At 52.5% G+C, this 13731-nt stretch carries 11 protein-coding genes; 3 read left to right on the top strand and 8 right to left on the bottom strand.

Annotation, left to right across the window (positions count from 1 at the left end):
- Window positions 1-17: 17 nt before the first annotated feature.
- Entirely contained in the window at window positions 18-1595 is a 1578-nt protein-coding gene (locus ORD20_RS08285; RefSeq protein ID WP_103374684.1) for a peptide chain release factor 3, read from the bottom strand.
- Between the two features lie 139 nt (window positions 1596-1734).
- On the opposite strand from ORD20_RS08285, the gene acnA reads away from it, so the two are divergent.
- Together acnA and ORD20_RS08275 are read left to right on the top strand one after the other, a co-directional pair.
- Window positions 1735-4437, top strand: a complete 2703-nt coding sequence (gene acnA / locus ORD20_RS08280) for an aconitate hydratase AcnA (protein WP_103374685.1) — start codon at window positions 1735-1737, stop codon at window positions 4435-4437.
- A 66-nt stretch (window positions 4438-4503) separates the two neighbouring features.
- Window positions 4504-5304 (top strand): SDR family NAD(P)-dependent oxidoreductase, encoded by an 801-nt coding sequence (locus tag ORD20_RS08275; RefSeq protein WP_103374686.1) that lies wholly within the window; start codon window positions 4504-4506, stop codon window positions 5302-5304.
- Between the two features lie 370 nt (window positions 5305-5674).
- On the opposite strand, the gene ORD20_RS08270 is transcribed toward ORD20_RS08275, so the two are convergent.
- Genes ORD20_RS08270 through ORD20_RS08260 form a run of 3 tightly spaced genes read right to left on the bottom strand, consistent with a single transcriptional unit; the run spans window position 5675 to window position 8195 of the window.
- Window positions 5675-6448 (bottom strand): hypothetical protein, encoded by a 774-nt coding sequence (locus tag ORD20_RS08270; RefSeq protein ID WP_103374687.1) that lies wholly within the window; start codon window positions 6446-6448, stop codon window positions 5675-5677.
- Window positions 6445-7389: an ABC transporter ATP-binding protein gene (locus ORD20_RS08265; RefSeq protein ID WP_207654615.1), complete on the bottom strand. Its 945-nt coding sequence runs from the start codon at window positions 7387-7389 to the stop codon at window positions 6445-6447. Before ORD20_RS08265 ends, ORD20_RS08270 begins: the two co-directional genes overlap by 4 nt.
- Before the next feature lie 14 nt (window positions 7390-7403).
- On the bottom strand, window positions 7404-8195 hold the full coding sequence (locus tag ORD20_RS08260; RefSeq protein ID WP_158246184.1) for a dioxygenase family protein: 792 nt from the start codon (window positions 8193-8195) through the stop codon (window positions 7404-7406).
- 459 nt (window positions 8196-8654) lie between these two features.
- Here ORD20_RS08260 and ORD20_RS08255 point away from each other — a divergent pair, with 459 nt between their 5' ends.
- Complete coding sequence (locus ORD20_RS08255) at window positions 8655-10382, top strand: peptide ABC transporter substrate-binding protein (protein ID WP_103374689.1); 1728 nt, start codon at window positions 8655-8657, stop codon at window positions 10380-10382.
- Between the two features lie 109 nt (window positions 10383-10491).
- Here ORD20_RS08255 and ORD20_RS08250 read toward each other — a convergent pair whose 3' ends face one another.
- The 4 genes from ORD20_RS08250 to ORD20_RS08235 form a co-directional block, all read right to left on the bottom strand.
- Window positions 10492-10674, bottom strand: coding sequence for a hypothetical protein (locus ORD20_RS08250; protein ID WP_103374690.1), 183 nt, complete (start codon window positions 10672-10674; stop codon window positions 10492-10494).
- 235 nt (window positions 10675-10909) lie between these two features.
- Complete coding sequence (locus ORD20_RS08245; RefSeq protein ID WP_103374691.1) at window positions 10910-11701, bottom strand: enoyl-CoA hydratase/isomerase family protein; 792 nt, start codon at window positions 11699-11701, stop codon at window positions 10910-10912.
- A gap of 20 nt (window positions 11702-11721) precedes the next feature.
- Entirely contained in the window at window positions 11722-12486 is a 765-nt protein-coding gene (locus ORD20_RS08240) for an enoyl-CoA hydratase/isomerase family protein (RefSeq protein WP_103374692.1), read from the bottom strand.
- A gap of 64 nt (window positions 12487-12550) precedes the next feature.
- Complete coding sequence (locus ORD20_RS08235; RefSeq protein WP_103374693.1) at window positions 12551-13726, bottom strand: dihydrolipoamide acetyltransferase family protein; 1176 nt, start codon at window positions 13724-13726, stop codon at window positions 12551-12553.
- Window positions 13727-13731 lie beyond the last annotated feature (5 nt).

Here is a 13731-nt window from a genome sequence, read left to right as displayed (position 1 = left end):
TCCTATGTTGTGGATAGTTAAGGGGTGTGAATCGCTTCGGGAATGTGGTCCGACGATTCGTATAAATGCATCGACGGTACTTTCTCTTGAAGGCGCGCTAACGTATAGGGATCTTCGACTAACAGCACCGGACGATTTTCCGTATCTAACAAGATTGTGGCTCTGTCAAAGCGTCCAAGTTCTGGCCACGGGCCATCAATCCACCGCGCCATGGTATAAGGTAAAGGCCGAATATTTACGTCGACCCCGTATTCATTTTTCATACGGTACTCCAAGACTTCAAACTGTAACGGTCCGACCACGCCTAAAAACACTTGGGGGCCGTTATCTGTAGGGTGAAAAACCTGAATTAACCCCTCTTCCGTCAATTCTTTCAGACCACGTTGGTACTGCTTATGTTTCAGCGCATATTTCAGTTCGACTTCAGCAAAATGCTCCGGACTAAAACGGGGGAACCCCGTGAATTCAAATGCGGACCCTTCGGTCAACGTATCGCCTATATGAAAGAGACCTGCATCGTGCAAACCAATTACGTCGCCCGCATAGGCTTCCTCGACAATAAAACGGTCCTGGGCCAGAAATTGCTGCGGTTGATTCAGGCGAATCACGCGTTGCGTGCGCACATGCGTCACGGCCATGCCGCGTTCAAAGCGTCCCGAAGCAATCCGCACAAAGGCAATCCGATCTCGGTGCTGCGGATTCATATTGGCCTGAATTTTGAATACAAATCCGCTGAAATGAGGAGATTCTGGAGGCACTGGTCCTTGTTGGCTCATCCGGGGTGTGGGCGGCGGCGCCAGTTCCAAGAAGGTATCCAAAAAGTTTTGAACTCCAAAATTGGCAATGGCGCTACCAAAAAACACCGGACTTAGTTGACCCTCATTAACCCGTTCGGCCGCAAAGGTTTCGCCGGCCTCTGCCATCAATTCCAAGGCGTCACGGAGCTCCTGCCTTTGGTCTTCAGGTACCTTGTCACCCAATGCGTTGAAATCCATGCGCTCATACGCTTGGTGTTCTCGATCAAAGTACTCAAAATATCCTTGGCGTACATCGTAAATCCCCCGAAAGTCTAAGCCCATTCCGACCGGCCAGTTCATCGGAAACGTCTGAATGCCAAGAACCCGCTCAATTTCTTGAAGAAGGTCCCATGGGTCTTTTCCTTCCCGGTCTAGTTTGTTGATAAACGTGAAGACCGGGATATGTCGCTTGGCGGCCACCTCAAAGAGCTTGATGGTTTGAGGTTCTACCCCTTTTGCGGCGTCAATAACCATAACCGCACTATCGGCGGCCAATAAGGTGCGGTAAGTATCTTCGCTAAAATCTTGGTGGCCAGGTGTGTCCAATAAGTTGACACGGTAGCCATTATAGAAGAATTGTAGGACCGTGGATGTTACCGAAATCCCGCGTTGCTGTTCAATCGCCATCCAGTCGGACCGTGCATGGGCTTGTTGTCGGCGCGCCTTAACGGCCCCTGCTTCGCGAATGGCTCCTCCAAACAGCAATAATTTTTCGGTTAACGTCGTTTTTCCCGCATCGGGATGGGAAATGATGGCAAACGTCCGTCCTTGTTTAATTTTTTGTTCCAGACTCGTCACGCAATCCGCCCCTTCAATTGGCCTAACCCCTTAAATTATATCATTGTGCAGAAAAAGCTACACGTCGCACGACGCGCAAAGTGGTTTACAATAGTCGTGGTCAATTCTGTCTAGACAGTCAAAGTTGAGGTGGCAGACATTGGAACATACAGCATATGATCCATTTAATGCGCGTGTCGTGACGACGTTCGAAGGACAACGTGTCGTCTATTATCGATTGAGTGCTCTCCAGGGATTGCGTTCGTCTCCCCTAGACCGCTTACCTTATGCGATCAAAATTTTACTCGAGTCGGTTTTGCGGCAGGTCGATGGCCACCAAATCACGGTCGACGATGTGGGCCGGTTAGCTAACTGGAATCCGCAGAATCCAGAATCCCTTGGCGAGATCCCCTTTAAGCCGGCGCGGGTGGTGCTTCAAGACTTTACCGGGGTTCCCGCTGTGGTAGACTTGGCCACCATGCGGGATTACGTGGCTCAAGCGGGCCATGACCCGAGCCAGATTAATCCCCTAATTCCGGTTGATTTGGTGATTGACCATTCGGTGCAAGTGGATGCCTTTGGCACCCCGTCCGCAATGACCGTCAATATTGACAAGGAGTTTGAGCGCAACAATGAGCGTTATCGTTTGTTGAAATGGGCTCAAGGCGCTTTCCGCAACTTCCGTGCCATCCCACCTGATACCGGCATTGTGCACCAAGTCAATTTAGAATATTTAGCGTCTGTGGTGGCTTCCGTGGAGGGACCCGACGGGCGTGTGCTATTTCCGGACTCCGTGGTCGGTACGGATTCCCACACCACGATGATTAATGGATTAGGGGTTTTGGGTTGGGGTGTCGGCGGAATTGAAGCGGAAGCCAACATGCTAGGACAACCCCTCTACTTCGTTACGCCGGCCGTGGTCGGATTCAAGATGACGGGAACTCTGAAAGAGGGCGTCACCGCCACAGACCTCGCGCTGACGGTGACCAATATACTTCGCGCCCACGGAGTCGTGGGGAAATTTGTGGAGTTTTTTGGTCCTGGTGTTGCCCAAATGGGACTAGCTGACCGTGCCACCGTGGCCAATATGGCACCGGAGTATGGAGCGACCATGGGCTATTTCCCGGTTGATGAGGAGACGCTGCTCTACTTAAAGCAAACAGGCCGCGATCCCCAGCATGTCCGGCTAGTCGAGTGGTATTTGAAAGAACAAGGATTATTCCGCACGGCGCAAAGCGCTGACCCCGAATACTCTGAAGTGATTGAACTCGACTTAAGCACTGTCGACGCCAGCTTAGCCGGACCGAAACGGCCTCAAGACCGCGTGAACCTCAGCGCGATGCCCAAAGCTTTTGAAGACGCATTAGCCGCTGATACTGCTCAACGAGGGTTTGGCCTATCCGCAGCCGACAGGCAAAAACAAGTCTCCGTACAGTGGGAAGATGGATCCCAAGAAATACTTAGCCAAGGTGCCGTGGTGATTGCTGCTATTACCAGTTGTACCAATACGTCCAATCCCCACGTTATGATCGGAGCGGGTTTGCTCGCCAAAAAGGCTGTCCAGCGTGGGCTCAAGGTGCCGCGGTACGTCAAGACTAGTTTGGCGCCGGGATCACGCGTGGTGACTGAATACTTACGGGCAGCTGGGCTCTTGTCCTATTTGTCATCGTTGGGATTTGAAGTGGTTGGCTATGGTTGCACTACGTGTATTGGAAATAGTGGGCCCTTGCCTAATCCCGTAGCGCAAGCGATTTCCTCTAACGATATGACCGTGGCGGCTGTTCTTAGCGGCAACCGTAACTTCGAAGGTCGGGTTCATCCTCTCGTCAAGGCCAACTATCTCGCCTCTCCCCCGCTGGTTGTGGCCTACGCCCTCGCGGGTACGATGCGAATCGACTGGAGCCGGGATCCCCTTGGCCAAGATCGGGAAGGTCGTGACGTCTTTTTGAAGGACATTTGGCCTTCTAATACTGAAATTCACGAGGCGCTGACGCAAGCTCTCAAACCGGAGTTATTCGCGCAACAGTACGCACAAATTTACCAAGCCAACCCCTTGTGGAACCAATTGCCTGAAATGCAAGGTGACATTTACCAATGGGATGCGGCGTCGACGTATATTCAAAAACCGCCGTTCTTTGAGAACACGCAATCGCCCGGATCTGTGATTGAAAACGCCCGAATTCTGGCCCTTTTTGGAGATTCCGTGACAACCGACCACATTTCTCCTGCGGGCAACATTGCCCTTAACAGTCCGGCGGGCCGCTACTTACAAGAACACGGGGTAGAGCCCAAGGACTTTAATTCCTATGGGTCACGACGTGGCAATCATGAAGTGATGATGCGGGGGACGTTTGCCAACATTCGTATTCGCAATGCCATGGTTCCGGGTACGGAAGGCGGCTTTACGCAGTTTATTCCGACCGGCGACGTTTTGCCCATTTATGATGCGGCTATGCGGTATCAAGAGGCCCAAACGCCCCTCGTGGTCTTTGCCGGTAAGGAATATGGAACAGGCAGTTCCCGGGACTGGGCCGCTAAAGGCACGAAACTGCTCGGCGTCAAAGCGGTTATTGCGCAAAGTTTTGAGCGTATCCACCGCAGTAACCTGGTCGGCATGGGTGTCTTGCCGTTGCAATTTGCTCCGGGCGAATCATGGCAGTCTTTAGGCATTAAGGGAGACGAACAGGTCACCATTACTCTGCCCCACGACCTTGCTCCGGGAGCTGCCGTGACGGTTCAACTGACAAGCCCTGATGGGACGGTGAAGACGTTCACTACAACGGCTCGCCTCGATACCCCAGTCGACGTGGAATACTACTATAACAACGGAATTTTGCAGACCGTACTCAATCAAATTCAATAAAACGGCGGGGCATCATGGCTTATCCGGCCATGGTGCCCATGCGCGTAGAAAAAAGCAGAAAGGACAATGATGCGCTCTCTCAAAGGACAGCGGGTCCTTATCACTGGAGCCTCTGGCGGTCTCGGACAAGCTTTGGCATGGGTTTTAGCGGAACAAGGGGCTCATGTGGCCCTGGCCGCAAGGCGACTAGAGCGACTTCAAGAGCTGCAGGAGGCGTTGCAGCGCTCAGGCTATAAGGCCGTAGCTATTTCCCTAGATGTGACGGACGCAGATGCTGTAACCTACGGTCTGCACCGTACCGTGGAAGCCCTAGGGGGATTGGATATCTTGGTGAATAATGCCGGTCTAGCTTACTTTGGTAGTGTATCGACCATGGCCCCCCAAGCGATGGCCACGCTGGTGGCCACCAACATCTACGGAGCACTCTACACGAGCCAAGCCGCCGTACCCTATCTCGAGACGTCTCGGGGCATGATTGTCAATATTTCCTCTCCCCTGGCCAAGCGCGCCTTTCCCTATGTGTCTTTCTATGCGGGAACCAAAAGTTTTCTTAATGCGGTGTCCGATGGCATGCGTTTAGAACTGAAAGCGCGTGGGATTCATGTCTTAACCTATATGGCTCCCGAAACCGCTACGGATTTAGCTCAGCATACACTTCATGCACCGGGTGTCACCCTTCCTCCAATCCGCCGACGCTTAGCTGACCCCCGTCATGTTGCCTTGCAGATCAGCCGTGCCATTCGCCACGAACGGCGTGAAGTTATGGCCAGTCGTTTCTTTGTGGCATTAGGGCTTATGATGCCGGGGTTGGTCGATTGGCTACTGTATCATGCCATGGTAAGGCGTTATCGCCACGAAAATTTTTAGGCTTCCTCGAAATCATAAGCTAATTCCATTCCAATGCGGGTACAGGCTAAGAAAACCCTATTTCTTCGCGAAGGTTAGCGCTTCGCCGCCGCGTTGGATAGGGCGAATTATGCACGAAGCCGCTACCTCCTTCGGTCCCGGGAGGACGCGAACGGATCACGCAGCCAGTGCGCCGATGGAGAGAACCCCGGCGACTGGGACGCGTCTTTACGCCCCCGTCTAGGAGTGGGACATTCTGGACGCGTGAACCGAGCAGCACGAAAAGCGTGATCGCTACTTGTAAACCTTAATGCTCCTTGGGACGCCCGACCATCACACCGGTGGGGTCCCATGGTTTCTGATCGCAAAGGCCCCGATAAAATGAGAGGCTTTAATAATGGCCGAGCGTGCCGCGGCGCCTGACGAAGCGCTCCGCGCCAATAAATCCCATAACACCGGTTAACATCCATATGACCATATTAAATCCCGCACTGAGCCATAACGAGGGAGGCACGGGCGCGGTCGTTTGCAGCACATGGCGAAGCAATGCCACTTGGGCAGTAAAAGGCAGCAATACCGCTAGGATATGCCACAGCCACCCCGGGTCGTGGCCGAGCGGGATCATTATCACGAACAATAACAAAAATTGTACAATATTGAGCACTTGGCCGATCCGCTTAAAGATTAACGCAATGCCGGCAACCAAGAGCCCTAACCCCCAAGCTGTGATGAGCGTCATCAAAAATGGTTCAAGAGCTTCGAGGCGCCACACAAAACCAACGCCAGTCAAGGCAATCATGGCGCACACCACCATGACAAGCGGTATCAAAAACACTACAATGGCCATCAAGGCGCGCACAAGAAAGACCCACACGGCCCCTCGCGGCACCATCATCACCTGTTCCAAGGTGCCGTTTTGGGCTTCATTCTGCACCGACCATCCCATGTCGCCGGTTGCGCTCATCATAGTCATCCAGACTGCATAACCCACGACAATGGTCGACAAGCGGCCCGCACCGATAGGGGAATCCGTGATATACGACGCCCCATAAAAAAGACCCGCGAACACTAAGAACATCGTGAGAATGGACGAAAGCGTTTCCATGGGATAGCGTGCTGCTAAAATTAATGATCGCCGCCATTCCGCCTGCACAATGCTTCTCATGCCGTGGCCCCTTCAGTCAGAACTTTTTGCACGACTTCCGACAAATCCGCTTGATGGCGCTGGATTCGCGCAATGGGATGTGGACTTAAAGCAGCTATCAAATCATAAATACCGGCCATATCGGCGGCCTCGGGGACAAAGAGCAACGTGAGCGGATCGATCATTTGAATGCTACCTGGCACACCGCGTACCCGTTCAAGAATTTCCAGCGGCCATGGTTCTGCCCCCTCAATCGCGAAAAGAGGCTGGGAATATTGCTGCAATACCTCCGATGTTGTTCCTTGTAGGACCAATTGTCCCTGTCGAATGATCGCGATGCGATCACTGAGCTCTTGGGCGATATCGAGTTGATGCGTGGTTAATAAAATAGCGGTACCCTGTTGGGCTAACTCCCGTACCAGGCTTTTAATGGATGCCGCCGCCTCATAATCAAGGCCTAAGGTTGGCTCATCTAATAACAAGACCTGAGGGCTTGTCATCAGTGCTTGGCATAAGGCGGCTTTTTGCTGCATCCCGCGGGAAAGGGATTGCACTAGGCTCCGGGCACGATCGCCTAATCCCACGCGGTCTAACAATTCTTCAGCTCGGCTTTTGGCTGCTTTGCCGGTAATGCCTCGCATCGCTCCCCAGTATAAAAGATTTTCCATCACGGTCATTCGCCAGTACAAATTGCGGCTGCCTTCCAAAACAGCGCCCATTTGTTGAACCGCCGGGTCATGGTGTTGCCACAAATCGATGCCACCAATACGCACCTTTCCCGCATCCGGACGGATGAGACCGGCACTCATTTTAATCGTCGTGGTTTTTCCCGCCCCATTGGGGCCTAAAAATGCCAACACTTCCCCACGTGCAATCGAAAAAGTCACGTCTTGTACGGCCCTTCTCAGTCCCATTCGTGTCGGAAAAGTTTTGCTAAGATTGAGCACGTCTAAAATGGCCACCGCCTCCTCAGCTGTTAGACATCGACAAAACGCACAGTAGTTAAGGACACCGCATCAAATTCATCCTCTTCCGCCACAATCTCAGCGCGAAATTGGGGAAATGCCCCGGCCATTACGCGCAGCGGCAACTCGCCTCCTTCTGGCGCCGCAGCTTGTTTCCAAGGCTCTGGCGCATTCCATAAAGCATCCCATGTACCTTGTGCAAAGCTCATACGAGCCCGTGCAAGATATTGTTGCGCCGCCTTGGGCAAGGCATTTGTGGGCTGCGCCCACAAATCCAGACGGTGGATGAGGGAGCCCGTGGCGATGAGGACGAGCGTGCGCTGCTCACTCAAACGCCGCAGGATGCGTCCTAAGTGTTCATGGGCTGCCTCTCCGAGTTCTGGCGCAATAGAAACCGGAACGATTGGCACATTGGCCTGCGGAAATAGGTGTAATAGCGGGGACCACGCCCCGTGATCGAGTCCCCATTCTGTCGTGATCGCGGCCGGCAGATGTTCTTGGACGCATAAACGGGCCAGTTCTTCGGCAATATCTATGGCTCCTGGCGCTTGATAGGTGACCTGATAGAATTCCTGGGGAAATCCGCTAAAGTCGTATATTTGGCGCAATGGTGTCTGCGATACAATACCAAATCCCCCGCGTGTCATGAAGTGCGGAGAAATTGCGACGACCGCATCAATGGAACGCACGCTGGATAAAATGTTTTGACCGATTTGTTTTAAAGCTTCTTCCGTGGATTGATGGGTCACCCCCAAGTTTCCAATCAATGTGGGAGTATTGGGTGCATAGATTCCCATGAGCATTCTGGGCGCCTCCTCTAAGACTAATTCCGTGTGACTCCTCTTAGTGTACCAACAAATACCGTTGTCCGGCACGGCTTGCATAAGGCCGTCTTTTGTAGGCGACGGCATTCACTGCTGTTGAGCTGACCTTTTTCTCACGCAGGTGCGTGGAAGAGGTTGAGCACGGGACCCTTTATCGGCGTGTATCCTTCTTCGCTTAATGACACATTAATCGGTAGGTAGTGGCGACGAATTGATTTGCCATTCTGATATAAACTTGTTAAAAATCCCTCGCCCCACCAGCCGTTGTCATCCAGATAAAATATTGTGTCAAAATTCGAAGAGAATAGCAGGAATTCGACACGTGAAGTGCGAATGAATATTTATGCTTACTGTCTAGGAGTTTCTCTCCTCGAGCTATAGCATCTTGGCGCGGACATGGCCTATTTGTGTGACATCATTCACTGCGGGAGGTTTCTTATGCGACTCCGTCATTGGCGAAAAAAACTTCTATGGACCACGTCCTTAACACTAGCGACTGCTGTGACGGGATGCGGCACAACCAGCACCGCATCATCCAGCGCCCCCACTACGGCCGTTATTGCGCTACCCGTTCAAACCTCGCCCAGCTGGTGGTTTCCTGTGATTTCGAGCGCAGATTATGGCGACTCCAACTTCCAGATGAATGTGATGATGTATGTGCCGCTGATTCATATTTCACGCACAGACGGCATCGATTATAAACGGTCGTTGGCCCAGTCAGTCACCTATAATGCTCAAGGCACCCGTTACGTGATTACCTTGAATAAGAAATGGCATTGGAGTAATGGGCATCCAGTAACCGCTCAAGATGTTGTCTTTACCTGGAATGTTTTAAAAGCAGCAAGCACCGGGGCCTCCAATTTGCCATGGGGATACGGGGGGGCCGGTTCGGGAGGTGTGCCCACGCGGTGGACGTCAGTGACGGCCGCCGGTCCAGATACAGTCATCGTCACCCTTAATACGCCGTCGAACCCGAATTGGTTTATTCACAACGGCTTAGCGCAAATTGTGCCCGTGCCTGCTTCCGTGTGGGACAAACATCCTCATAATATGTTAAACGAGTTAAAGTATATCCTCTCCGTGGCGAATTCGCCATCCAATCCCGTGTATCATGTCGTGGATGGTCCCTATCAGTTTGATCAAATGAAGCCTAATGATTTTTGGTCGTTCACGCCTAATCCGTCGTATGATGGCCATAAATCAAGTCTTCAAAAGGTCATCTTTCAATACGAAAGCTCCGCGGCGACTGAGTTTCTGGGTTTGCGCAAGGGCACGATTCAGGTGGGCTATTTGCCGACCTCGGAGTGGAATGCGCGCCATGAATTAACGGCGGACAAGATGACGACCCCCTACCAATTTGGCTTTACGTTTTTGCAACCCAATTACAACGTCCAAGCTCCAGGAAAGCTAGGCCCCGTCTTTCAAAAGCTGTATGTACGCCAAGCTTTGGAAATGGGCATCGACCAACCCGCCATGATTCAGGCATTTTTCCATAATCAAGGCGTATTGGAAAATGATCCGATTCCTTCGCAGCCCAAAACCGTATTTTATGACGCCCAACTGTCTCATTTAATCTATCCGTTTAATCCTCAGCGTGGCAAAGCCTTGTTGGAACAACATGGATGGCATTTGCACAACGGCGTCATGGAAAAACATGGCGTTAAACTCGCGTTCACTCTGTTATATGTCTCGGGCAGCAACAGCGCAGCCAATATTGTGCAATTGGTCAAACAAGATTGGGCCCAAGAAGGCATTCAAGTGTCTCTCCAATCGGGACCCTTTGATCAAGTTTTGAGTACCGCCCAGCAATCCGATCCGCAAAAGTGGAATATGGCGTTTTGGGGTACGAGTAGCTGGACATATGAGCCAGACTACTATCCAACCGGAGGCAGCTTTTATCTAACTGGAGCGGGTGCTAACCAAGGTGGGTATAATGATCGCAATATGGATCGTTTAATTCTACGGTCCTATGCGCCTGGTACCCCGCAACAAATTCGCCAAGCCTTAGATGCTTATCTTAGCTATACGGCACACCAGCTGCCCGTACTATTTTTACCCTATACCCCGTCCTTCAACGAGCATGCCACCGATATTCATGGAGTGGTCGCGACCTATAACCCCATTACCACCTTCATGTATCCCAATCACTGGACCATTTCGGGTTAATTAGGACAAGCTGCCCCCTAACGGGGCAGCTTGTTATTTCGGTGCTCAAATGGATGAATTGCCGCGCAAACAGGATGTTACCAACCATATAGCGATCTTAAGCTCGCCCTTATGCGAGTTCCACAGAGGGCACCACCATCCGCCCCGCGACGATGCGCTGATACCAGCGCCATAACACTCGTTGTTTAATGGTTACAAGATGACTAGAAAAGTTCCGGGAGGCTAATTGTAGTAGCCGCCGTTCCAAGACCCGAATGATTTTATAAAAATCGCCTCGGTAAGACGTAAGCATTCCCCTCGTCTCGTCGAACATATGTCAATTCGGTCTATGACCGTTCTCTTGTTTATTATGCCATAGTTCGACGGCGAGGAAATGCCTAAAATTGATGACATTATTGTCCGACAGTAAATCGTCAGCCGTCAACGAAAGGGAGCGGACGCGTTTTAGTCGTCGCACGCCAACCCGCCCCGAGGCTAAACTCGCAGCGGCTAAAACGCGGCACGTCCCACGTTATGGACGTTAATGCTTAGCGCCCTACAAATCGTGGCGTTTCTTTATTTAAGAAGGCTTGCACCCCAATGTGGTGGTCTTCAGTAGCGGCTGCCGCTCGTTGCAGATGCAACTCAAACAACAGTTGATCAGAGAGCGAAGCATCAGTGCCCCGGTGCAAGGCTCGTTTAATCATCCCGACTGCGACTGGCGGCATGGCAGCCAAACGGTCGGCCAGCGCCTTGGTATCTGCTTCCAAATGATCCGCTTCCGTCATTTTTGACAAAATGCCCCATTGCAAGGCGGACGATGCGTCAATCACGTCTCCTAATAGCGCTAGTTCTAAGGCTTTGGCCATTCCCACGAGACGCGGCAAAAAGTAGGTGGAACCTGAATCGGGCACTAACCCAATTTTCACAAAGGCCTGCGAAAATTTGGCCTGAGGTGAGCCAATGCGGAAATCACATGCCAGTGCCAAAGACATGCCAGCCCCGGCACAGGCTCCTTGAATGCGACAAATAGTCGGTTTGTTGAGGTGATATAGCCGCATGATAAGGGGATTATAATAGCGGGCCACGTGCTCGCCAATGTCGACACTCTCATCGCGTCCCGCCACCTCTTTCAAATTTTGACCGGAGCAGAATCCTCGTCCACTGCCCGCCAGAATCACCACGCGCACAGCAGAATTGCGCTCGGCTTGTCCGAGTGCGTGATGTAGTTCGGTTAACATCTCATTGGTTAAGGCATTAATGGTCTCTGGTCGATTCAACATGATTTCTTGGATCGGACCGTCCGTCGTGACTACAATACTGTTATAAGTGTTGTCCATCCCTGACTCTCCCTTTTTCCTTAATGCCCCTCAAAATGTGGTGCACGCTTTTCCAAAAATGCTTGCATACCTTCGCGTTGGTCGTCCGTACTAAAAAGTAACGCAAACAGCCGTCGCTCGTGCTGCAAGCCTGCCTCTAGGGGTAAATCTGGCGCCGACAAAATGGCTTCTTTTGCTAACCGCACGGCAATCGGCGGCATCTTGGCTATTTTGGCTGCCAGACTTTTAGCCGCGGGTAAGACATCTTCAGCCGGAACCACTTGGTTCACAAGACCCATCCGGTAGGCTTCGTCGGCATCAATCGGGTCTCCTGTTAAAATCATTTCCATCGCACGCATTTTGCCAACGAGTTGCGTTAACCGCTGCGTGCCGCCTCCCCCAGGAATCACCCCAATTTTAATTTCCGGTTGGCCGAAGTGCGCGTTATCCCCGGCAATGACCATATCGCATGCCATCACCAGCTCCAAACCCCCACCTAACGCCCATCCGGAAACGGCTGCGATAACCGGTTTAGGGAATTGGCGCAAGGCATCGAAGCGATTAATGAGAGGAGAACGTAAGACATCGGCGGCCGATTGATGCGACAATTCAGCAATGTCAGCGCCCGCCGCAAATGCTTTGGGACTGCCGGTAAGAATGACCACGCGCACCGCGTCGTCATGCGCGAGCGCGGCCAAACGATCTGTGAGATCTTGCATGAGCGCAGAACTGAGGGCGTTGAGCACGTCCGGTCGGTTTAGTTGTAATATGGCAATGCCGCCCTCGCGACTCTCTAAAATATTCATATATCTCGTCCCTTCTTATTTCTTTTAAATAACTGCTCGTGTCACGCACGGCTTTATTGTGCCATTAGTGCATATACCGTAAAAGTTGATACGGTTCCTGCATGAGCGTCTTCAAAAATGCCAAACTTTTTGAAGCACGCACCCCGTCCATCACACGATGATCAAATGTGAGACTCAGGTACATGATGGGGCGGTCTTCATACCCGTGGTCGGTTTTGCGAGGTTCATAAACAATCGGATACATGCCCACGATACCGACCTCCGGGGCATTAATAATGGGCGTCGCAAACAACCCGCCTAGTTGGCCGCCACCGGTCACGGTAATCGTCGATCCCTGCATTTTGTCCGCACTTAACCGTTTATGGCGCGCATCATCGGCCAGACGGTGAATGTGTTCCGCCAGTTCGGTTAGCCGCAAGGTCTGCGCTTCTTTTACGACCGGAACGATGAGACCCATTTCGGTATCCACCGCGACGCCCAAATGCACGGATGGATAAAGATACAGGGTCTCTTGCTCCCAGCGTGCGTTAAGTTCGGGAAATTCTTGAACCATGATGCAGACCGCCTTAGCACACATCGCCAGGTAGCTGATTTTGGACTCACCCTGCCCCTCCAGGCTTCGGTTGAGTTGGGTGCGCATGGCCATGAGTTCGGTCGCATCGATACGGTCAACTACCGTAACCTGCGGGATATTGCGCACGGAGTCGAGCAAGTGGGCCGCGATACGTTGGCGCATGCTGCTCATGACCAGGGGGCGCCGTCTTTCATCCGCGTGCGGTAGGGACGTTGGCTCCTCGATTGTCTTCGGCGCAGGAATATCCGCAGGGACAATACGTCCGCGCGGCCCGGTTCCCTTAAGGGTGGTTAAGTCAACACCCGCTTCTTTGGCTAAACGGCGGGTAAAGGGGGCTGCGCGCACACCGCCTTCACGGTTGTCCATAAGAAGGGGCCTTCCTTGGGGCGTCTGCTGTGACGCTTCAGGGGGCACCTCATTCCCGTCTTGACCATCGTCAATCCAGACCAACGGCGTTCCCACAAGAACGCGTTCCCCCGGCGCCCCGACGCACTGCATCACGCGTCCGGCCACCGGGGCAGGCAGCTCGACGACCGCCTTGTCGGTTTCTACTTCAACTAAAGGTTGGTCCAAAGCGACGATATCGCCAACGTGCACAAGCCACCGGATAATTTCCCCTTCCGTGGTGCCTTCGCCGACATCAGGCAGCTTAAACGCATACGCCACAGTGC

Origin of the sequence: Sulfobacillus thermotolerans (genome assembly GCF_039623705.1) — a bacterium.
GTDB lineage: Bacteria > Bacillota > Sulfobacillia > Sulfobacillales > Sulfobacillaceae > Sulfobacillus > Sulfobacillus thermotolerans.
Note: the sequence above shows the minus strand (reverse complement) of the source record. Positions and strands in the feature narration are given on the sequence as shown.